Consider the following 19,286-nt stretch of genomic DNA (forward strand, 5'->3'; position numbering starts at 1 on the left):
GTCGCTCCTCCGACGGCAGGTGCTCAGGTCAGGTGACCGGAGTCGAGCAGGCCGTGCAGGCCCAGCTCGTGGGCCACCTCGGGTGAGCAGTCCACGACGATCGCGGCGGCACCCACCCAGTGGGCACCCCGGCTGGCGCAGATCTGCCGTACGGCGTGCGCCTGCGCGCCGGTGGCCACCCAGTCGTCCACCATGAGCACCCGGTCGTCCGGGTTGATCAGGTGGTCCCGGACCATCAGGTCGACGCGACGGCCCCGGAAGTCCGGCGGACTCCGCGCCCAGGTGAGCGGCCCGCTCGGCAACCGGCCGTCACCCGGTTTGTGTACCGGGACGAAGCCGACGTCGAGCGCGCTGGCCGCGAGTGGACCGAGCATGAGTCCGGTGACCGCCGGCGCGACCACGACGGTCGGTCGTGCGTCCCGGAACGGCGCGACCAGGGCCGGCCCGAGCGCGGCCAGCACCTGCGGATCCCGCCACCAGCCGGAGGTGTCGCTGACCAGGTGGCTGCTGCCGGGCCCCGGGTCCACCCAACGAAACAGCTCGGCGAGACGTCCGGGCAGGTCAATGGCCATCGGCCCATCCTGGTTGGTGAATGCCATCGGTGGCATTATGGCCCGTCCGGCGGGGCGGACCTCGGATGATCGGCCAGACGTATCACTGCAATTGCCACCATAACGTCATGATCACGTTGACTTCGGAAGTGCTTCTCTCGTTACGGTCCGACCCGCTTTGTTCAGCTCAGGAAAGGACGGGCCGGTGGCTGGTAAACACTCCCGTACCCGAATGTTCTCCTCGCCGGCCGGCCTCGCGGCCACCGCGGCCGTCGGCGTCGTGCTCGCCGTCGGCGGCACCGTCGGCGCCGTCCAGCTGACCTCCGGTGAGGCCCCGGCCCCCGCCGTCGCCGACCCGGTGCCCAGCGTCGTCCACCCCAGCGCGACCACCACCTCGCCGAGCCCGAGCGCCAGCGCCTCGCCGAGCGCCAGTCCCTCGCCGACGGTGACCGCCAGCCCCAAGGCGTCCCGGGCCCAGGCGGCCTCCCGGAGCAGGCCCCGCACCGCCGCGCCCAGGCCGAGCGCGACGACGAGGAAGGCTGCTCCGAAGAGCACCGTCATCTCCAGCGGCACCTGTGGCGCGTCCTTCTACGACGAGGGGCAGATGACCGCCAACGGCGAGAGCTTCGACCCGAGCGCGATGACCGCCGCGCACAAGACCCTGCCGTTCAACACCAGGGTCCGGGTCACCAACCCCGCCAACGGCAGGTCGGTGACCGTCCGGATCAACGACCGCGGGCCGTTCGTCGAGGGCCGCTGCCTCGACCTGTCCAGGGCGGCCTTCGCGGCGATCGCCTCGGTCGACCTCGGTGAGCTGACCGTGCGGTACGAGGTGCTCGGCTGACGGCGGTCGGCTCACCGTGCCCGTCCGGACAGGCGGAACACTCTCGGACATGGGGTCAGGTTCATTCACCGGGCACCGTCCATCAGGCATGCTGTCTGTCGTACGCACGCATGTCCTCCAGTCGGGTCGTGGCCCGCTGAGCCCCGGAGCCCGCGCCGGTGTCGGCGCGGCCCTCGGCCTGCTCGCGATCGTCGCCGCGATGGAGATCGCCGACGGCCGGCAGGTGCGTTACCTCCCGCTGATGGTGGCCGCGCCCGTGCTGGCCGCCGCGTTCGCCTCCTGGCGGGCGGTGCTCGGGGTGGTGGTGGTGGCGCTGCTGATCGGTGGGAGCTTCGCGATGGCCGAGCCCGGCTCCTCGATGGTGACCGGGGCCGGTCTCGGCGGGATCGCCGTGTCCGGCGCCGTCGCGGCCGGCGTGGCTTCGCTGCGGCAGCGCCAGGCCGAGCAGATCGTCGAGTTGTCCCGGCTCGCGGCGGTGGCCCAGCAGGCGGTGCTGCGTCCCCTCGGCCCCCAGGTGGGCACGCTGGCGGTGGCAGCCCGCTACATCTCGTCGACCGCCACCGCCGCGATCGGTGGCGACCTGTACGAGGCGATCGACACCCCGTACGGCGTCCGGATGATCATCGGGGACGTTCGGGGCAAGGGGCTGGACGCGGTTCGGTTGGCGAGCATCGTGCTCGGCTCGTACCGGCACGTCGCGCACGAGCGGGCGGACCTGCGCGCGGTGGTGGCCGACCTGGACCGGGCGGTGGCGCGCAGCGTGGGCGACGAGGACTTCGTCACCGCGGCCGTGGTCGAGGAGCGCGGGGGGACGCTGACCATCGTCAACTGTGGTCACCCGTCGCCCCTGCTGCTGCGTCGCGGCGCGGTGATCCCGCTGGAGCCGCCCGCGCCCGCCCCGCCGCTCGGTTTCATGCCGATGGTGCGGCCCCGGGTGGAGCGGCTGGAACCCGGTGACCGGTTGCTGCTGTTCACCGACGGGCTCGGTGAGGCCCGCCGGGACGGCGAGTTCTTCCCGACCGCCGACCGGGCCTGGCGGCTGCTCGGGCACGGCACGGTCGGCGATGGCCTGGCCTCGCTGGAGACGGCCCTGGTGGAGTGGGTGCACGGCCGGCTGGACGACGACATCGCCCTGGTCCTCATGGAGTACACCGGTCCGCGTACCGGCGCCAGCGTGCCGGTACCCAGCTGGGAGGTGGGGGCCACCGAGTCCTGACCCGAGGACGTCAGGGGATGCTCGGCTGGATGGCGGACGAACGCCGGGTGTGTAATCGCTGTCACTTCCGGGATCGGCTTGTCGTTGCCTACCGGCGGGTAATACAGTCGGGGTTACTGATCGGTAACACCTGTCCGGAAGCGGGGGCCAGCGAGCATGACCCACTACAAGAGCAACCTTCGGGACCTCGAGTTCAACCTGTTCGAGGTCTTCGGGGCGGACCGGACGTTCGGCCAGGAACCGTACACGGACCTGGACGTCGACACCGCCCGCAGCTTCCTCTCCGAGGTCGACCGCCTGGCCCGCGAGGACCTCGCGGCCAGCTACACGGACAGCGACCGCAACCCGCCGGTCTTCGATCCCGCTACGCACACCGCGCCGCTGCCCGAGTCGTTCAAGAAGTCCTTCCGGGCGTTCATGGACTCCGAGTTCTGGCGGCTCGACCTGCCCGACTCCCTCGGCGGCACCAACGCGCCGCGCGCCCTGTGGTGGTCCCTCGCCGAGATGGTGCTCGGCGCCAACGCGCCGATCTGGATGTACGCCTCCGGCCCGTCCTTCGCGCACGTGCTGCACGTCGAGGGCACCGAGCAGCAGAAGAAGTGGGCCAGGCTCTTCATCGACAGGCAGTGGGGCTCCACCATGGTGCTCACCGAGCCGGACGCCGGCTCCGACGTGGGCGCCGGTCGTACCCGCGCGATCCCGCAGCCGGACGGATCCTGGCACATCGAGGGCGTGAAGCGCTTCATCACCTCCGGCGAGCACGACCTGAGCGACAACATCGTGCACTACGTGCTGGCCCGTCCGGTCGGCGTCGAGGGCGTCGGCGGCCCGGGCACCAAGGGCCTGTCGCTCTTCGTGGTGCCGAAGTACCACTTCGACGAGAACACCGGCGAGCTGGGCGAGCGGAACGGCGTCTACGCCACCAACGTCGAGCACAAGATGGGCCTGAAGGTCTCCAACACCTGCGAGGTGACCTTCGGCGAGCACGGCGTGCCGGCCAAGGGCTGGCTGCTGGGTGAGAAGCACGACGGCATCCGGCAGATGTTCATGATCATCGAGTACGCCCGGATGATGGTCGGCACCAAGGCGATCGCCACCCTCTCCACCGGCTACCTGAACGCCCTGGAGTACGCGAAGAACCGGGTGCAGGGCGCCGACCTGATCCAGCAGGCCGACAAGACCGCCCCGCGGGTCACCATCACCCACCACCCGGACGTACGCCGGTCGCTGATGCTGCAGAAGTCGTACGCCGAGGGCCTTCGGGCCCTGGTCTGCTACACCGCCAGTTGGCAGGACAAGGTCGCGATGGCCGAGGCGGCCGGCGACGAGAAGGCCCTCAAGCTGGCCAAGCGGGTCAACGACTTCCTATTGCCGCTGGTCAAGGGCGTCGGCTCGGAGCGTGCCTACGAGCTGCTGGGCCACGAGTCGCTGCAGACCTTCGGGGGTTCCGGCTTCCTCCAGGACTACCCGCTGGAGCAGTACGTCCGGGACGCTAAGATCGACACCCTGTACGAGGGCACCACGGCGATCCAGAGCCTCGACCTGATCTTCCGCAAGATCGTCCGGGACAACGGCAAGGCCCTGATGGCGGTCGCCGGGGAGATCCAGGAGCTCATCACCACCGAGGGCGGCAACGGCCAGCTCAAGGAGGAGCGGCAGGCGCTGGGCAAGGCGCTCGCCGAAGTCCAGAACATCCTCGGCGTGATGACCGGCTGGCTGGGCGAGGCCCAGGGTGGCGAGGTCCGCAGTCTCTACAAGGTGGGCCTGAGCAGCCGTCGCTTCCTGCTCGCCGTCGGTGACCTGATCGTCGGCTGGCTGCTGCAGAAGCAGGCCGACGTGGCGCTCAAGGCGCTGGCCGGCGACGTCTCCGCGGCCGACAAGGCGTTCTACACCGGCAAGGTGGCCGCCGCCAGGTTCTTCGCCCGCGAGGTGCTGCCCCGCATCGGCGCCGACCGGCGGATCATCGAGGGCACCGACCTGGACATCATGGACCTCCCGGAGGAGGCGTTCTGATCCCTTCCGGGTGATCAGTCTGATTCGACCCTGACAGCGGCGGCCGGCGCGCGTACTGCGCGCCGGCCGCTCGCGTCACCACATGCGGCATCTTGTGCTGTCCGGCCTCGGAGAGCACAAGATGCCGCGAAGTCGAATCCGTGGGCTGGGAAGCGTGGGCACCGGGCGGATTTGCCGGGTCGGAGTCGGTAGGTGGACCGTCTACGGGGTAACCACGCCAGACCACGGGAGGGGCCCGCGAGGCCCTCGGATCACGACACCGGCACGCCCAAGGGCCACCGCACGGGGGAGTGCAGCGCACATGGGCATTGGCAGCGCCATCTTTCTCATCGCGCTCGGCGCGATCATGACCTTCGCCATCCGGGCCAACGTCTGGTGGCTGGACCTGCGCGCGGTCGGCTGGGTGTTCATCCTGGCCGGGCTCGCCGTCCTGCTCACCACGCTGTGGTTCTGGCAGGACCGGCGCAAGCGGGCCCGCACGCTCATCGTGGAGGAGAATCGGCTGTCCCACCCGACCGCGATGATGCCCCCGCCACCGGACCCACCGCCTCCCACCGCGCCACCCTCCTGACGCCCGGCACGAGGAGGCTGGGCGGGCAGCGCGGTGGTCAGCCTCGGGCGGTGTGGCGGTGGGTGATCTCGGCGCCGTCGACGGCCAGATCGCGCCAGGAGGTGGCCGGGCGGTGCACCACGAGATCGGTGGTACGCAGACCGTCCGGATCGGCCCGCTGCGGGTCCAGCAGCGCGCTGAGTAGCGAGATGCCCGGATTGTGGGCCACCAGCAGCACCGTGGCGGCGGCCGGGTCGACCGACCGGATCAGCTCGACCAGGTCCTCCGGCTGTGCCTCGTACGCGGCGGTCTCGTAGCGCACCACCGGGAATGTCCCCGCCGGCCCACCCTCCGGCGGGGACCCGGTCATGCCCAGCGCCACGTCGTGCCAGGTCTGCCGGGTGCGTCGGGCCGCCGAGCAGAGCACCACGTCCGGCAGGAGCCGGTGCCGAGCCAGCCAGGCCCCGGCGGCGGCCGCGTCGGCGTGTCCGCGCGCGGTCAGCCGGCGATCCATGTCCGGGCCGGTTCCGGGATTCTCGGCCTTGGCATGCCTGAGCAGCACCAGCGACCGGGTTCCTCCCCTGCTGTCCGTCATGGGCACAGCTTGCCTGATTGGCGATCGAGCCGCCTGGGTAAGTCGATGGGTGCCGTCAGCTCGTACGAGTGCTCGCGGCGGGCGGAAACGCCAGTGGACAGCCAAGGAGGCGACGTCATGGGCATCGGTGCCGGCATCTTCCTCATCGCGATCGGCGCGATCTTCGCGTTCGCCGTCGACGCCAACCTGGGATGGCTCAACGTCAACGTGGTCGGCTGGGTGCTGATGCTCACCGGCGTGGTCGGCCTGCTGATCACCCTGCACTTCTGGAACCGCCGCCGCACCGTCGTCGCCACCCCGGTACGCCAGGGCCGCGTCGTGGCCGACCGGGTCGTCCCGGTGCAGGACGACCGGGTGGTCCGGGAGGAGTACCGCGAGGTCCGGCGTCCGGGCTACCCGGCCTGAGGCCGGCCGGGGCCGGCCTCGGCGGTCAGGCGAAGAGCGCGAAGTAGATCGCGATGTGGTGACAGACGGCGGCCAGCAGGGTGCAGGCGTGGAAGAACTCGTGGTGGCCGAAGACGGTGGGCCACGGGTTCGGCCTGCGTAGCGCGTAGAAGACCGCACCGACGCTGTAGATGGCTCCGCCGACCGCGAGCAGCACCAGGGCCGTCACCCCGCCCTCGTGGAGGATCTCCGGCAGCATCACCACCGAGACCCAGCCGAGAGCCAGGTAGAGCGGGGCGGACACCCAGCGCGGCGCGTGCGGCCAGACCGTCTTCAGCGCCACGCCGGCCAGCGCCCCGCCCCAGACCAGGCTCAGCATGAGGGTGGCCATCCGGCGGTCCAGCAGCAGCGCGCAGAACGGGGTGTAGGTGCCGGCGATGAACACGAAGATCATCGAGTGGTCCAGGCGGCGCATGATCTGGTAGCCCCGCTCCGACCACACCCGGCGGTGGTAGAGGGCGCTGGTGCCGAAGAGGCCGCAGACGGTCAGGCTGTAGATCAGGCAGCTCACCAGCGGTGCCCAGCCGGGGCGGACGGCCGCGACGGAGCAGAGCACGACCCCGCAGACGAGCGCGACGAAGAACGCGTACGTGTGCAGCCAGCCGCGCATCCGGGGCTTGCCGATGTCGACCGGCTTGAGGCGGATACGTGCGGAGGTGGTCACGAGAAAAGGTTACGACACCGTAGGTTACTTATGGGTAGTGCCGCTGGTCACCATCCGCCCCAGGTTAGCCGGTCCTGGACACCGCATCGATCGGGGAGTATGGCCACATGCGGATCCGACCCGTCGGCCGGCACGCCCTGCTGCTGGACTGCGCCGACCCCGGCCAGGTGGAGGCCTGGCGCGCCGAGCTGTGGCGCCGCCGGGAGGCCGGTGAACTGCACGCCGTGGAGATCGTCCCAGCCGCCGCGACAGTGCTCCTCGACGGCGTACCCGACACGGACGCCACCGCCGCCCGGATCGCCGGATGGACACCGCGTCCGGCCCCCACCACGGCCGCCGTCCGCACCGTCGAGGTGCCCGTGGTGTACGACGGGGAGGATCTGCCCCGCGTCGCCGCCCACTGGGCGGTGGACGTGCCGGAGGTCGTCGCCCGGCTGACGGACACCGCCTTCCGGGTGGCGTTCTGCGGCTTCGCGCCCGGGTTCGCGTACCTCACCGGCCTGCCGCAGCAGTGGTCGGTGCCCCGGCTGCCCAGCCCCCGCCCCCGGGTGCCCGCCGGGTCCGTGGCGCTCGCCGGGCCGTACGCCGGGATCTACCCCACCGCCTCACCCGGCGGTTGGCTGCTCGTCGGCCGCACCGGACTGACCCTGTTCGACGTCGCCGCCGACCCGCCCGCCACGCTCACCCCCGGCACCCGCGTCCGGTTGGTGCCGGCATGATCGAGGTGCTCCGGGCCGGTTCGGCCACCACCGTCCAGGACCTCGGCCGACCCGGGTACGCGCACCTCGGCGTACCCCGGTCGGGAGCCTTGGACCCGTCGGCGCTGGCGCTGGCGAACCGGCTGGTCGGCAACCCGCCCACCGCCGCCGGGCTGGAGATCACCCTCGGCGGTGCGGAACTGCGGTTCACCCGGGCCGCCACCGTCGCACTCACCGGAGCGGACACCGAGGTGCGGATCGACCGGCGACCGGGTGACGTCGGCCGGCCGCTGTCGGTGCCGGCCGGAGCGGTGCTGCGGATCGGCCCGCCCCGCACCGGGTTGCGCGACTGGCTCGCGGTCGGCGGCGGGATCGCCGTCACGCCGGTGCTCGGCAGTCGCGCCACCGACACCCTCTCCGGCCTCGGCCCGCCTCCGGTACGCGACGGCGACCGCCTCCCGATCGGCCCGTGGCCCGGCCATCCCCCACCGGTGGACCACACCGTCGTTCCGGCGGTGCCCGCGGAACTACGGCTGACCCTGCGCCCCGGGCCACGCGCCGACTGGTTCACCGCCGACGCCCTCGACCGGCTGCTGCACACGCCGTACACGGTCAGCCCGGTGGGGAACCGGGTCGGCGCCCGCCTGGCCGGCGCGCCGCTGCCCCGCGCGGTCGCCGGGGAACTGCCCAGCGAGGGTGTCGTGCTCGGCGCGGTGCAGGTGCCCGCCGACGGCCAACCGCTGATCTTCCTGGCCGACCACCCCACCACCGGTGGCTACCCCGTCATCGGGGTGGTGGACGACGTGACAGGGCTGGCCCAGGCCCGGCCAGGCACTACGGTGACGTTCCATGGACCTCAACGCTGACCTCGGCGAGGGATTCGGCATCTGGCGACTCGGCGACGACGAGGCGCTGCTGGACCTGGTCACCTCCGCCAACGTCGCCTGCGGCTTCCACGGCGGCGACCCGTCCACCATGCACCGGGTGTGCGCCGCCGCCGCCGAACGCGGCGTCGCGGTCGGCGCCCAGGTCGGGTACCGCGACCTCGCCGGCTTCGGCCGTCGCCGCATCGAGTACGCCTTCGCCGACCTGCGCGACGAGGTGACCTACCAGCTCGGGGCCCTCGACGCGTTCTGCCGGTTGTTCCGTACCCGGGTCCGCTACCTGAAGCCGCACGGCGCGCTCTACCACGCCGCCGCCGTGGACGAATCCCAGGCCGCCGCCCTCGTCGCCGCCGTCAGCGGATACGACCACGAACTGCCGATCCTCTGCGCGCCCGGCTCGACCCTCGCCCAACTCGCCGCCGGGGCCGGCCTGCCGGTGGTCGCGGAGGGCTTCGCCGACCGCAACTACCTGCCCAACGGCGCGCTGGTGCCCCGCACCGCGCCCGGCGCGCTGGTCACCGACCCGGAGCAGGTGGCCGCCCGGGCCGTCCGGATGGCCACCGAGCACACCATCGTCGCGGTCGACGGCAGCGTGATCCCCTGCCAGGTCGCCTCGATCTGCCTGCACGGCGACAGCCCGGGCGCGGTAGCCGCGGCGGCGCTGGTGCGCGGCGCGCTGGTCGACGCCGGGGTGACCCCGAAACCGTTCGCCTGACCGGACGTCCGGGTGATGCCCCACCGGCCGGCCGTCGCCGCCCCGGCCGGTGCGGGGTCAGACGTCCATGCCGCGCAGCACCAGGGGCACCCGCGCCGCGCCGCCCTCGACCACCCGCACCGGTACGCCCCAGTCCTGCCGGGTCAGGTGACAGGCGGCGTGCTCGACGTCCACGTCGCAGGTGGCCGCCTGGGCGGTCACCTGGAGCACACCCTGCGCCACCGCGCCGTTGACCACCAACCGGCGGGACAGGTCGGTGCTCGTCCCGGCCCCCTCCAGCAGCAGGTCCGGCGGGGACGCCGAGACCACCAGCCGGGTCGACGGGCCGTACGTGTCGTCCAGCTTCTGCCCGGGCGCGGGCGTGAACACCACATCGAGGACGACCTCACCGGCCGCCACGTCGGTCGGCCGGCGTTCCAGCCGGTGCCGGGGACCGTCCACCGTGTTCGCCCCGGCCGCGGAGAGCGCCCCCGGGGCCAGCCGGGTCAGCCGGTGCGCGGCCGACTCGACCACCAGTACGCCGCCCTCGGCGGTCAGCACCAGGTCGCTCGGCTCGGCCAGCCCGTCGGCCACCGTGGTGACCTGACCGGTCGCCGGGTCGAAGCGGCGTACCGCGCCGTTGTAGGTGTCCGCGACCAGCACCGAGTCGTCCGGCAGCGCGAGCACCCCGAGCGGGTGCTGGAGCAGCGCCCGGCCCGCCGGACCGTCGACGTGGCCGAAGTCGAACAGCCCCTGCCCCACCGCCGTGCCCATCACCCCGTTCTGTACGTACCGCAGTGCGCTGGTCTCGCTGTCGGCGATCCACAGCCGGCTGCCGTCGGCCGAGACCGACAGCCCCGAGGGCTGCGCCAGCCACGCCTCGGTTAGCGGACCGTCCCGCAGCGCCTCCACCGTGGTGCCGGCGTACACGCCGGCGGTGCGCTTCACCGGATCGAACCACCAGAGCTGGTGGATCCCGGCCATCGCGACCACCACCCGGTCGTCGTACCAGGCCAGGTCCCAGGGGGAGGAGAGGTCGACGGAGAGCGCGTCGTGGGAGTGGTCGTCGACCGTGCCGCGCCACTGCCGGCCGGTACCGGCGACGGTCACCACCTCGCCGGTCGCCAGCCGTAGGCCGCGCAGCAGGTGGTTGACGGTGTCCGCGACGAGCAGGTCGTACCCGGCGATCTCGGCGGTGTGCGCCGGGAGCAGGCAGATTCCCTGCGGCTCGGCGAAGGACGCGGTACCGGCCGGCCCGTCGGCGCGGCCCCGGGCGCCGGAGCCGATCCGTCGCAGCACCTGCTCGCCGTCGGGGGCCAACTCCACCAGCGAGTGCCGGGCCGAGTCGGAGACCAGCAGGTTGCCGCCGTCGAGCACCACCGCCTTGCCGGGGAACCGCAGTGTCGTCTCCGGCTCCGCCGGCGGCACGTACGGGCCGTCGCCGCGGTGCAGGGTGCCCTTCACCTCGTGGGTGGCGATCAGGTCGTCGATCAGCCGGGCCAGGCCCTCGGCGTGCCCCTCGCCGGCCATGGTGGCCACCACGTACCCCTCCGGGTCGACCACCGCGAGAGTCGGCCAGGCCTTCGCCGCGTACTGCTGCCACATGTCCAGCTCGGGGTCGTCCAGCACGGGGTGGTGCACCCCGTACCGCTCGACGGCGGCGGCCAGCGCGGCGGCGTCCTTCTCGTGCTCGAACTTCGGCGAGTGCACGCCGATCACGACGAGCACGTCGGCGTACTTCTCCTCCAGCGGGCGCAACTCGTCGAGCACGTGCAGGCAGTTGATGCAGCAGAAGGTCCAGAAGTCGAGAATCGCTATCCGTCCCCGCAGGTCGGCCAGTTGGAGGGATCTCCCGCCAGTGTTCAGCCAGGCCCGGCCGCGCAGTTCTGGTGCCCGTACTCGTGCGCTCATGACCCCATCGTGCCGCATCAGTGGTTCCCCGTCGCCGCGACCGGGCGGACGCAGCGGTGTGCGCGCCATCGCCGCACAGGCGACTTCCGAAGCTCACCACGGCACCCCGGTCCTGACTCCTCGCAGAAACGTCGGCGGGGCCACGGATCATCCGTGGCCCCGCCGTTCGTCGCGTGGTGTCAGGAGGCCTTCTTGAGGCAGAGCACCGGGTTCGTCGCGTTGCCCTTCAGCACCACGTGCGGCTGGGTCGGGTCGGTGCACTTGTCCTTGTTGTCGACCCTCGACACCACGGTGAACGCGTCCGGTTCGCCGCAGTTCGCCGCCGTCGCGCCGCTGCCCGACCTCTTCACGCAGGAACCGACGGCCGGGTTGAAGCCGACCGGCTTGGCGCCGTTCCCGCCGATCTTGCCGAGCAGCATGAGCAGACCCAGCGGCACCGCCAGGATCAGTATTGCCGCGATCAGCACGATGGCCAGCACCCTGCCGTTGCGGACTTTCGGCGCCGGCTGCTCCGCCTTGGGCTCCGCCTCCGGCTTGAAGGCGTTGAAGCGCCCCTGATCCGGCTCCGGGTCCTGCGGCCAACCGCCCGGGCCGGACTGGCCAGCCGGCGGGAAGGGCTGCTGCCCCGCTGGCGGGAACTGCTGGCCGGCGGGCGGGAACGGCGACTGGCCGGCCTGGGGGAACTGCTGGGTCGCCGGGGCGAACGGCGACGGCGCGCCGCCGTGCGCCGGATCGTGCGCGGGGTGGCCGTACCCGGGCACCGGCGCCGGACCTGTGACGGCCGGGTCGGACGGTGCGCCGAACGGCTCCACCGGGCGCTCACCCGGACCGTGCGGCCGGGTTCCGTTCATCGGCCGGGTGTTGCTGCTCGGGTCCGGGAACGCCGGGATGGCGCCCGGGAACGCTGGCGGCGCGGCCGGGGAGGTGGGCGGGGCCGACGAGGGCGCCTCACCGCCGAAGGCGTACGGGCCGCCCGGCCGCTCCGGCTCGTCGAAGTGCGACTGGCCGTCGAAGCGCGTCCGGTCCTGGTCGTCGAAGCGCGGCTCGGGCGCGGGCTGGTGGCCGCCGGGCTCCTCCGCCTGTGCGTCGGTGTGCTCTGGGCGGGTCGGCCGGCCGTACACCCTGGGCTGCGGGGCGGCGGTGCCACTCGCGGGCAGGGCCTGGTCGGTCGGGGGCACCACCCGGCTGGCCATCGGCACCGAGGCGCTCGCCGACGCGCGACCGACGGCGCCGCCGTCCGCGCCGTCGGCTGCCGGTACGGCGGCCCGCCCGGCCCCCTCGGCCTCCGGAGAGGTCCGCGGGGCGGGCACCGCCGGACCGGCCGGTGACTGCGGGGGGTCCGCTGCCCAGCCGCCGGAGGAGGCCGGTGACTGCGGAGGGTTCACTGCCCAGCCGCCAGGGGAGCCCTCCCGTCCGGGCATCCCGAAGGACGGCTGCTCGGCAGGGCCACCGAACGGGGTCGGCGGCACGTAGTCGGCGGGCGGCGCGGCGGCCAGGCTCGCCCCGGGAACCCGCTGCTCCTGCGGGGGCAGCGGCACCTTGTTCGCCGGCGAGATGCCGGGCGCCGGGCCCGGCTGGTAGATCGGGCCACTGTCGGCGCGCTGCGGCTCCCAGGCATCCTCGGCCGGCGGCTGCGCGGCCCCCGCCTCGGCGCGGCCCCACGCCTCGCCCGGGGCCCACGGGTCGGCGTCCGGCACCACCGGCAGGTCGGCGCCCCAGGCGGGCGGGCCGTCCGGAGCCGCCATCGAGGCGGTCGCCCGGGCGGGCTGTTCCGGCGGCGTCCAGCCACCCGGCTGCGGCCGGTCGTCCTGCTGCGGCACGGAGGGAGCACCCCATGAGCCGGTACGCGCCGGCTCGTCCGGCGTGGGTCGGGCGTCCTGGGGCTGGTCATCCGGGCCGGGGACGGCAGCGGTGCCCCAGCTGTTGGCCTGCTGCTGCGCCTCACCCGCGTCCCAACGGGCCGGTGCCGGCTCCTCGGCCGGCGCCCACGGCTGCGGTGCCCGTTCGGCCTGCTGCGGCGTGCTGCTCCAGCTGTTGTTCGTGCCCTGGTCCTGCTGCGCCCCGGCGTTCCAGCCGCCGGAACGGGCCGGGTCGTCCTCGCCCCAGCCGGCGGCGGCCGGCGAATCGGCCTGTTGCGCCTGGGCCACGCCGCGGGTGCCGTTGTCGGCCTGGGCCCACGCGGGAGCGTCCTGTTGGGGCGGTACGGGCACTGAGGCCCGCCCGGTGGTCCGGGGAGCGTCTTCGGGAGTGGGAGGGGGGTTCCACTGTGCGGAGTCGCCCGCGTCGCTCTGCTGCGGGGCGTTCCAGCCACCGGAGTTGCTGACGTCGCTCTGCTGCGGGTCGTTCCAGCCACCGGAGTTGCTGACGTCGCTCTGCTGCGGCGGGTCGTTCCAGTCGGCGGGGCCGTTCTGCTCCCGGCCGCCGGCCTGCCAACCGCCGGAGTGGCCGGGATCGTCCTGGGTGGATGGCGCGGGCCAGCCGCCGGAGCGGGCCGGGTCGTCCTGCGGCGCGGCGGCGGGCCAGCCGTTGGTGGCCGGCTGCTGTGGGGCCGGCGCGGTGTTCCAGCCGGCCGAGCCGTTCGGATCGGCCTGCGCCGGCCAGCCGTCGTTCGGCTGCCCGGCGGGCTGCGGCACCCGGGCGGCGCCACGGGCGCCGCTCTCGGGCGGCGTCCACGCCGGGGCGGCCTGCTCGTGCTGTGCCCGCCCGACCGAAGCGGGTGTGGCCTGGCCGGCGGCGGGCGCGGCGGCCCAGGCGTTCTGCTGCTCGGCCTGGACGGCCCAGGCGGGCTGCGGTGCCGCGTTCGGGGCTGCCGGCTGCTCCGGTTGGGCCCCCCAGACGGGCTGCGGGCCGCCGTTCGGCGCCCAGCCGCCGGGCTGCCCGGGGTCGCCCGATGCCGGCACCGGGGCGGCCCAGGTCGGGGGCTGGTCCGGTGGGGCGGCCCAGGTCGGGGGCTGCTCCGGCCGACCGGTGGGTGGCGGTGGGGCCCAGCCCAGATCCGGTGCGGCGGGGTTGCCGTATGCCGGCTGTGCTTGTCGGTCGCCGTACGGCGCCGGTCCAGCGGCGCCCGGTGGCACCTCGTCCGGCTCCTGGCCGGGGCGGTGCTGGCCCTCGGACGTCATGGGTGCGCCTCCTCCATCACATGTCGGCCCGCCGATGCCGTCCGGGTCCGGACGGCTGACTCGCCGGTGTCGCCGGCGGATCGGCCGTGCGGGCTCCCCGCACCGTATCCGGTGGCCGCGCGGAGCGCCCGGGGAGCACCGGCCGTCACCCACCGTCGCCGGACGATGGCGATCGGCTCTGCTCCGGATCCGTCTCGTCTGGGGGAGTCGGCGGGCGGCGACCGTGCCCCACCGTACCGGTCGTCCGGTCGAGGTGGAATCCCGGTCTCGGGGGCCTGGAACGCCGACGACCCGCCCGGGGCCCGGGCGGGTCGTCGATCTGGAGGAGGTGAGGAAAGTCGGTGCCGGCGTCAGCTCATGTGACGCTGGGCGATCGCGAGGATCTCCTCGCGCACCGCGGGCGAGTTGGCGGAACGAAGCGCGTGCTCGATCGCGCGGGCGCGGCGGTGGGCGTCGCGGCGGGTTCGGATGCGCTCGATCATGCTCATGGTGACTCTCTCCTCCGGCTATTCGGTTGTCAGCCCCTGATGTCTCCATTGAAGCGCAGATTGCGGCCGACTTCCATCGATTATTAGGTGAGCTGAGCCACCTGATTAAGGATCGTAGGTTCGCGGGGCGGCTCACCAGAGGTTTCTTTCGGCAAACGGTCACGGCCGGTGTGCCGGGCGTTCACCCTGCGCACACCGGCCGTGGCCGTGGTGAACCGTCAGGTCCAGGCGAGCAACGCCGCCTCCGGATCGGTGAGGAAGTCCCCGACGTCACGGAGGAACTTCGAACCCAACTCGCCGTCGATGATCCGGTGGTCGAAGGAGAGACCGAGCGTGGTGACCTGGCGCGGCTTCACCTTGCCCTTGTGCACCCACGGCATCTCGCGGACCGCGCCGAAGGCGAGGATCGCCGACTCACCCGGGGGCAGGATCGGCGTACCGGTGTCCACTCCGAACACGCCGACGTTGGTGATCGTCAACGTGCCGCCGGACATGTCCGCCGGGGAGGTCCTCCCCGCCTTGGCCGTCTGCACCAGGTCGGTCAGCGCGTCCGCCAACTCGCGCAACGAGAGCCGGCCGGCGTCCTTGATGTTCGGCACGATCAGCCCCCGCTGGGTCGCCGCCGCGATGCCGAGGTTGACGTAGTCCTTCACCACGATCTCGTCGCCGGCCCAGGACGAGTTGACCATCGGATGGCGCCCGACCCCCAGCAGCACCGCCTTGGCGACCAGCAGCAGCGGCGAGACACGGACGTCCCGCCACTCCCGTCGGGCCCGGAGTCGGTCCAGGGCCTTCATCGCCCGCGTCACGTCGACGGTCAGGAACTCCGTGACGTGCGGTGCGGTGAACGCCGAACGGGACATGTTCTCGGCGGTGAGCTTGCGCACCCCCTTGACCGGGATGCGCCGCTCGCGGTCCGGGCCGAAACTCGCGCCGGCGGTGACCGGCGCGGTGACCATCAGCGGCTCGGCCACCGCCGGGGCCGACGCCGCCCGCTGTACGTCCTCCCGGGTGATCGACCCCAGCGGCCCCGACCCGGTCAGCCCGGCCAGGTCGACGCCGAGATCCTTGGCGAGCTTACGTACCGGTGGCTTGGCCAGCACCAGCCCACCGGCGCGACCGTTGCCGTCGGCCGCCGGAGCCGCTGTGGCCGCCGGAACCCGTGAGGCCGGAGCCGCTGTGGCCGGAGCCGCTGTGGCCGGGGCGACCGGTGCGGGAGCCGCGACCGGGGCCGACGCCTGGGCCGGGACCGCGCCCTTGCGCGGACGCCGCTTGGCCGCGGTGGTCCGCGGGCCGTAGCCGACCAGCACGGCGGTACGCCCACCCGGGGCGGGGCCACCGGTCAGACCGGCCTCAATCGCGTCCTCCGCCGGGGCCGCCTCGACCGCTGTCGGCGGGGCCGGGACGGCCGCCTCGACCGGGCCGGCCCCCGGGTCGGTGTCGATCGCGATGATCGGCGTGCCGACCTCGACCGTGGCGCCCTCCGGGTGGAAGATCGCCTGCACCTGGCCGGCCCACTTCGCCGGGATCTCGACGGCTGCCTTGGCCGTCTCCACCTCGACGATCGGCTGGTTCAGTTCGATGACGTCGCCCACCTTGACCAGCCAGGCGAGAATCTCGCCCTCGGTCAGGCCCTCACCCAGGTCGGGGAGGCTGAACTCCTTGATCCGCGACATGCCGCTCACCAGCCGTGGGCGCGGTCGACGGCGTCGAGCACCCGGTCGAGGTCGGGCAGGTACTCCTCCTCCACCCGGGCGGCCGGGTAGGGGGTGTCGTAGCCGGTGACACGCAGCACCGGGGACTCCAGGGAGTAGAAGCACTCCTCGGTGATCCGGGCCGCGACCTCCGAGCCCAGACCCAGGTTGCCCGGGGCCTCGTGGACGACCACGCAGCGGCCGGTGCGCCGCACCGACTCGTACGCCGGGCCCAGGTCGAGCGGGGAGAGCGAACGCAGGTCGATGACCTCCAGCTCCCGGCCGTCCTCGGCGGCGGCGGTCGCCGCGTCCAGGCAGGTCCGCACCATCGGGCCGTACGCCAGCACGGTGGCGTCGGTGCCCGGCCGGACGACCCGGGAGGCGTGCAGCGGGTACGCCGCCGACAGCGGGGCGTCCAGGTCGACCGGCCCCTTCTCCCAGTAGCGCCGTTTCGGCTCCAGGAAGACCACCGGGTCGTCCGAGGCGATGGCCTGCTGGATCATCACGTACGCGTCCTGCGGGTTGGCGCAGGTCACCACCTTGAGGCCAGCGGTGTGCGCGAAGTACGCCTCCGGCGACTCCGAGTGGTGCTCGACCGCGCCGATGCCCCCGCCGTAGGGGATGCGGATCACCATCGGGATCCGGACCTTGCCCTGCGAGCGGTAGTGCATCTTCGCCACCTGCGACACGATCTGGTCGTATGCCGGGTAGACGAAGCCGTCGAACTGGATCTCGCAGACCGGCCGGAAGCCCCGGATGGCCAGGCCGACCGCGGTGCCGATGATCCCGGACTCGGCCAGCGGTGTGTCGATCACCCGCTGGTCGCCGAAGTCCTTCTGGAGCCCGTCGGTGATCCGGAAGACACCGCCGAGCTTGCCGACGTCCTCGCCCATGATGACGACCTTCGGGTCGTTCTCCAGGGCCTTGCGCAGGCCGGTGTTGAGGGCCTTGCCGAGGGTGAGGGTCTCCGTGGCCATCAGTGCGCGCTCCCCTCGAACGACTCCAGGTACGTCGTGAACTGCGCCCGCTGGGCGTCGAGTTCCGGTGACCCGTGCGGGTAGACGTGGTCGAACATGGTCACCGGCTCCGGGTCGGGCATGGCGAGCACCCGCTCGCGCAGGTGCACCGACTCGGCGCGGGCCTGCTCGTCGACCTCGGCGAAGAACGACTCGTCGGCGATCTGCTGCCTGGTCAGGAACGCCTTCATCCGGGCGATCGGGTCCTTGGCCTGCCAGGCCTCGACCTCGCTGGCGATCCGGTAGCGGGTCGGGTCGTCGGAGGTGGTGTGCGCCCCCATCCGGTAGGTGTACGCCTCGATCAGGCTGGGGCCCTGGCCGAGCCGGGCGTTGTCCAGCGCGTGCCGGGTCACCGCGTACGACGCGAGCACGTCGTTGCCGTCGACCCGTACGCCGGGAAAGCCGAAGCCGCCGGCACGCTGGTAGAGCGGGACGCGGGTCTGCCGCTCCAGCGGCTCGGAGATGGCGTACTGGTTGTTCTGGCAGAAGAAGACCAGTGGGGCGTTGAAGACGCTGGCCCAGACGAACGCCTCGTTGACGTCACCCTGGCTGGTGGCGCCGTCGCCGAAGTAGGCGATCACCGCCTCGCCGTCCTCGGTGCCGGTCTTGCCGTCCATGTGGACGCCCATGGCGTACCCGGTCGCGTGCAGGGTCTGTGCCCCGATCACGATCGTGTACATGTTGAACTTGAACTCGTTCGGGTCCCAACCGCCCTGGTCGACGCCGCGGAACAGGCCGAGCGGCATGATCGGGTCGATGCCCCGGCAGTAGAGCACGCCGTGCTCTCGGTAGGTCGGGAAGGCCATGTCCTGGGCGCGCAGCGCGCGGCCGGAGCCCACCTGGGCCGCCTCCTGGCCGAGCAGGCTGGCCCACAGGCCCAGTTCGCCCTGCCGCTGGAGCGCGGTGGCCTCGGCGTCGAGCCTGCGGACCAGGACGAGGTCGCGGTAGAGCCCGCGGTACTGCTCGTCGGTGAAGTCGACGCGGTACTCGGTCCCGTCCGGGCCGGTCGCGCTCTCGATCCGCTCACCGTCGGGGGTGAGCAGCTGTACGAGTTCCGGCCCGTCGGTGCGGGTGGCTCGCTTGGAGCGGGGTGCGGCCCGCCGGCCGCGGGTGGTGACCCCGGGGTCGCCCTTTGCCATCCGTCTCTCCCTGTCGTGTCTGCGTCGGCGCCGGGGGTGACCCGTCCGCGCAAATCGTGCGCCGGCCCGGCCGGTGCCGGGCTGGTCCTGGCGGCCGCGCCTAGCCCCGGTGAGGGTTGCCGCGCGGCGGTGAGCCGGATTCGGGGAGGAACCCGGTTCGGGAGCGCCGGCGCCGAGCCGCGCCTACCGCGGGGTGCGCGGAGGTCGCGGCTGCGTTGCCGTCGTGCCTGAATGATGTCAGAGGAGGTGAGCGGGCCCACAGTATGGCCCTCTCGGCCAGTCGGCTTCCGTCTGGTTGGCGACGAATGAGCGTTTTTTCCGATGGAAGATTCACGGCGACGGACAATTTGTGTGTCGACACGCTGTGGCGGCTGGTGAACTGACCGTCACTGGTCCAAGCTGACTGGTGCCGGTTGAGGTTTTTGTAGGGCTTTGTCCGTTTAGCGCCCTCCGGCGTCCACAGCTCACTGGTCGACGAAGGAGCGCACCGTGTCCGAGCCAGGTGACGGTCCACCCGCCCCGCTCCTCGGGCGGCACAGGGCCGGCGGCGGCGGTTACCGCCGGATGGTCGGCGCCCACCGCGCCCCCGCCGCGGGCAAGCCCGGCCGGGGTTACCTCTTCACCGTCGCCCTACTCGCCGGCGTCGCCTCGATGCCCATCCTCGCCGCGCTCAGCACCGGCTCCGCCACCGTGGGCAGTAGCGCAGGACCCGACGGCAGCATCCCCTTCCTGCCCACCCCCTCCGAAGGCCCGGTGGTGGTCCCAC

The 19,286-nt window shown here is 72.9% G+C and carries 18 protein-coding genes; 9 read left to right on the forward strand and 9 right to left on the reverse strand.

Going from position 1 to position 19,286, the window contains the following annotated elements:
- Nucleotides 1-23 precede the first annotated feature (23 nt).
- Complete coding sequence (locus tag E1165_RS11345) at nt 24-572, reverse strand: phosphoribosyltransferase (RefSeq protein WP_132390561.1); 549 nt, start codon at nt 570-572, stop codon at nt 24-26.
- A gap of 184 nt (nt 573-756) precedes the next feature.
- Here E1165_RS11345 and E1165_RS11350 point away from each other — a divergent pair, with 184 nt between their 5' ends.
- From E1165_RS11350 to E1165_RS11365, 4 genes are all read left to right on the forward strand, one after another.
- Nucleotides 757-1,395: a septal ring lytic transglycosylase RlpA family protein gene (locus E1165_RS11350; protein ID WP_132390529.1), complete on the forward strand. Its 639-nt coding sequence runs from the start codon at nt 757-759 to the stop codon at nt 1,393-1,395.
- Nucleotides 1,396-1,483: 88 nt separating this feature from the next.
- Nucleotides 1,484-2,611, forward strand: a complete 1,128-nt coding sequence (locus E1165_RS11355; protein ID WP_132390531.1) for a PP2C family protein-serine/threonine phosphatase — start codon at nt 1,484-1,486, stop codon at nt 2,609-2,611.
- A 156-nt stretch (nt 2,612-2,767) separates the two neighbouring features.
- Nucleotides 2,768-4,624 carry an acyl-CoA dehydrogenase gene (locus tag E1165_RS11360; protein WP_132390533.1) on the forward strand — a complete coding sequence of 619 codons (1,857 nt, stop codon included), beginning with the start codon at nt 2,768-2,770 and terminating at the stop codon, nt 4,622-4,624.
- A 301-nt stretch (nt 4,625-4,925) separates the two neighbouring features.
- Entirely contained in the window at nt 4,926-5,195 is a 270-nt protein-coding gene (locus E1165_RS11365) for a DUF6458 family protein (protein ID WP_132390535.1), read from the forward strand.
- A 37-nt stretch (nt 5,196-5,232) separates the two neighbouring features.
- Here E1165_RS11365 and E1165_RS11370 read toward each other — a convergent pair whose 3' ends face one another.
- Entirely contained in the window at nt 5,233-5,769 is a 537-nt protein-coding gene (locus tag E1165_RS11370) for a histidine phosphatase family protein (protein WP_132390537.1), read from the reverse strand.
- 117 nt (nt 5,770-5,886) lie between these two features.
- Here E1165_RS11370 and E1165_RS11375 point away from each other — a divergent pair, with 117 nt between their 5' ends.
- A complete protein-coding gene (locus tag E1165_RS11375; RefSeq protein WP_132390539.1) occupies nt 5,887-6,174 on the forward strand; it encodes a DUF6458 family protein in 288 nt (95 codons plus the stop codon).
- A gap of 25 nt (nt 6,175-6,199) precedes the next feature.
- On the opposite strand, the gene E1165_RS11380 is transcribed toward E1165_RS11375, so the two are convergent.
- The gene (locus tag E1165_RS11380; RefSeq protein ID WP_132390541.1) at nt 6,200-6,877 is read right to left on the reverse strand and encodes a hemolysin III family protein; all 678 of its coding nucleotides are present in this window, start codon (nt 6,875-6,877) and stop codon (nt 6,200-6,202) included.
- A 107-nt stretch (nt 6,878-6,984) separates the two neighbouring features.
- Here E1165_RS11380 and E1165_RS11385 point away from each other — a divergent pair, with 107 nt between their 5' ends.
- The 3 genes from E1165_RS11385 to E1165_RS11395 are packed head-to-tail and all read left to right on the forward strand — an operon-like array spanning nt 6,985 to nt 9,174.
- Nucleotides 6,985-7,596, forward strand: a complete 612-nt coding sequence (locus E1165_RS11385) for an allophanate hydrolase subunit 1 (RefSeq protein WP_132390543.1) — start codon at nt 6,985-6,987, stop codon at nt 7,594-7,596.
- A complete protein-coding gene (locus tag E1165_RS11390; protein WP_132390545.1) occupies nt 7,593-8,441 on the forward strand; it encodes a biotin-dependent carboxyltransferase family protein in 849 nt (282 codons plus the stop codon). Before E1165_RS11385 ends, E1165_RS11390 begins: the two co-directional genes overlap by 4 nt.
- On the forward strand, nt 8,425-9,174 hold the full coding sequence (locus E1165_RS11395; RefSeq protein WP_132390547.1) for a LamB/YcsF family protein: 750 nt from the start codon (nt 8,425-8,427) through the stop codon (nt 9,172-9,174). Before E1165_RS11390 ends, E1165_RS11395 begins: the two co-directional genes overlap by 17 nt.
- A gap of 57 nt (nt 9,175-9,231) precedes the next feature.
- Here E1165_RS11395 and E1165_RS11400 read toward each other — a convergent pair whose 3' ends face one another.
- The 6 genes from E1165_RS11400 to pdhA form a co-directional block, all read right to left on the reverse strand.
- Nucleotides 9,232-11,064 (reverse strand): NHL domain-containing thioredoxin family protein, encoded by a 1,833-nt coding sequence (locus E1165_RS11400; protein ID WP_132390549.1) that lies wholly within the window; start codon nt 11,062-11,064, stop codon nt 9,232-9,234.
- 179 nt (nt 11,065-11,243) lie between these two features.
- Nucleotides 11,244-14,183: a hypothetical protein gene (locus E1165_RS11405; RefSeq protein ID WP_132390551.1), complete on the reverse strand. Its 2,940-nt coding sequence runs from the start codon at nt 14,181-14,183 to the stop codon at nt 11,244-11,246.
- Nucleotides 14,184-14,533: 350 nt separating this feature from the next.
- The gene (locus E1165_RS28915; protein WP_165945193.1) at nt 14,534-14,671 is read right to left on the reverse strand and encodes a hypothetical protein; all 138 of its coding nucleotides are present in this window, start codon (nt 14,669-14,671) and stop codon (nt 14,534-14,536) included.
- A gap of 218 nt (nt 14,672-14,889) precedes the next feature.
- Nucleotides 14,890-16,347, reverse strand: a complete 1,458-nt coding sequence (locus E1165_RS11410) for a dihydrolipoamide acetyltransferase family protein (RefSeq protein WP_132390553.1) — start codon at nt 16,345-16,347, stop codon at nt 14,890-14,892.
- 5 nt (nt 16,348-16,352) lie between these two features.
- Nucleotides 16,353-17,342, reverse strand: coding sequence for an alpha-ketoacid dehydrogenase subunit beta (locus E1165_RS11415; RefSeq protein WP_132390555.1), 990 nt, complete (start codon nt 17,340-17,342; stop codon nt 16,353-16,355).
- Nucleotides 17,342-18,520 carry a pyruvate dehydrogenase (acetyl-transferring) E1 component subunit alpha gene (gene pdhA / locus E1165_RS11420; RefSeq protein WP_132390557.1) on the reverse strand — a complete coding sequence of 393 codons (1,179 nt, stop codon included), beginning with the start codon at nt 18,518-18,520 and terminating at the stop codon, nt 17,342-17,344. The genes E1165_RS11415 and pdhA overlap by 1 nt, the downstream gene beginning before the upstream one ends.
- A 489-nt stretch (nt 18,521-19,009) precedes the next feature.
- On the opposite strand from pdhA, the gene E1165_RS28920 reads away from it, so the two are divergent.
- Nucleotides 19,010-19,286 (forward strand): hypothetical protein (locus tag E1165_RS28920; protein WP_165945194.1); only part of this gene is annotated, 277 nt, incomplete at its 3' end.

It is taken from the genome of Micromonospora sp. KC723 (assembly GCF_004348595.1).
Classification (GTDB): Bacteria; Actinomycetota; Actinomycetes; order Mycobacteriales; family Micromonosporaceae; genus Micromonospora.

Excerpts from the sequence above, each read along its gene's own strand:
- E1165_RS11390 (WP_132390545.1), top strand. The coding sequence starts at position 7,593 with ATGATCGAGGTGCTCCGGGCCGGTTCGGCCACCACCGTCCAGGACCTC.
- E1165_RS11355 (WP_132390531.1), top strand. The coding sequence starts at position 1,484 with ATGCTGTCTGTCGTACGCACGCATGTCCTCCAGTCGGGTCGTGGCCCG.
- E1165_RS11405 (WP_132390551.1), bottom strand. The coding sequence starts at position 14,183 with ATGACGTCCGAGGGCCAGCACCGCCCCGGCCAGGAGCCGGACGAGGTG.
- E1165_RS11400 (WP_132390549.1), bottom strand. The coding sequence starts at position 11,064 with ATGAGCGCACGAGTACGGGCACCAGAACTGCGCGGCCGGGCCTGGCTG.
- E1165_RS11375 (WP_132390539.1), top strand. The coding sequence starts at position 5,887 with ATGGGCATCGGTGCCGGCATCTTCCTCATCGCGATCGGCGCGATCTTC.
- E1165_RS11370 (WP_132390537.1), bottom strand. The coding sequence starts at position 5,769 with ATGACGGACAGCAGGGGAGGAACCCGGTCGCTGGTGCTGCTCAGGCAT.
- E1165_RS28915 (WP_165945193.1), bottom strand. The coding sequence starts at position 14,671 with ATGAGCATGATCGAGCGCATCCGAACCCGCCGCGACGCCCACCGCCGC.
- E1165_RS11415 (WP_132390555.1), bottom strand. The coding sequence starts at position 17,342 with ATGGCCACGGAGACCCTCACCCTCGGCAAGGCCCTCAACACCGGCCTG.
- E1165_RS11395 (WP_132390547.1), top strand. The coding sequence starts at position 8,425 with ATGGACCTCAACGCTGACCTCGGCGAGGGATTCGGCATCTGGCGACTC.
- E1165_RS11410 (WP_132390553.1), bottom strand. The coding sequence starts at position 16,347 with ATGTCGCGGATCAAGGAGTTCAGCCTCCCCGACCTGGGTGAGGGCCTG.
- pdhA (WP_132390557.1), bottom strand. The coding sequence starts at position 18,520 with ATGGCAAAGGGCGACCCCGGGGTCACCACCCGCGGCCGGCGGGCCGCA.
- E1165_RS11385 (WP_132390543.1), top strand. The coding sequence starts at position 6,985 with ATGCGGATCCGACCCGTCGGCCGGCACGCCCTGCTGCTGGACTGCGCC.
- E1165_RS11345 (WP_132390561.1), bottom strand. The coding sequence starts at position 572 with ATGGCCATTGACCTGCCCGGACGTCTCGCCGAGCTGTTTCGTTGGGTG.
- E1165_RS11365 (WP_132390535.1), top strand. The coding sequence starts at position 4,926 with ATGGGCATTGGCAGCGCCATCTTTCTCATCGCGCTCGGCGCGATCATG.
- E1165_RS11360 (WP_132390533.1), top strand. The coding sequence starts at position 2,768 with ATGACCCACTACAAGAGCAACCTTCGGGACCTCGAGTTCAACCTGTTC.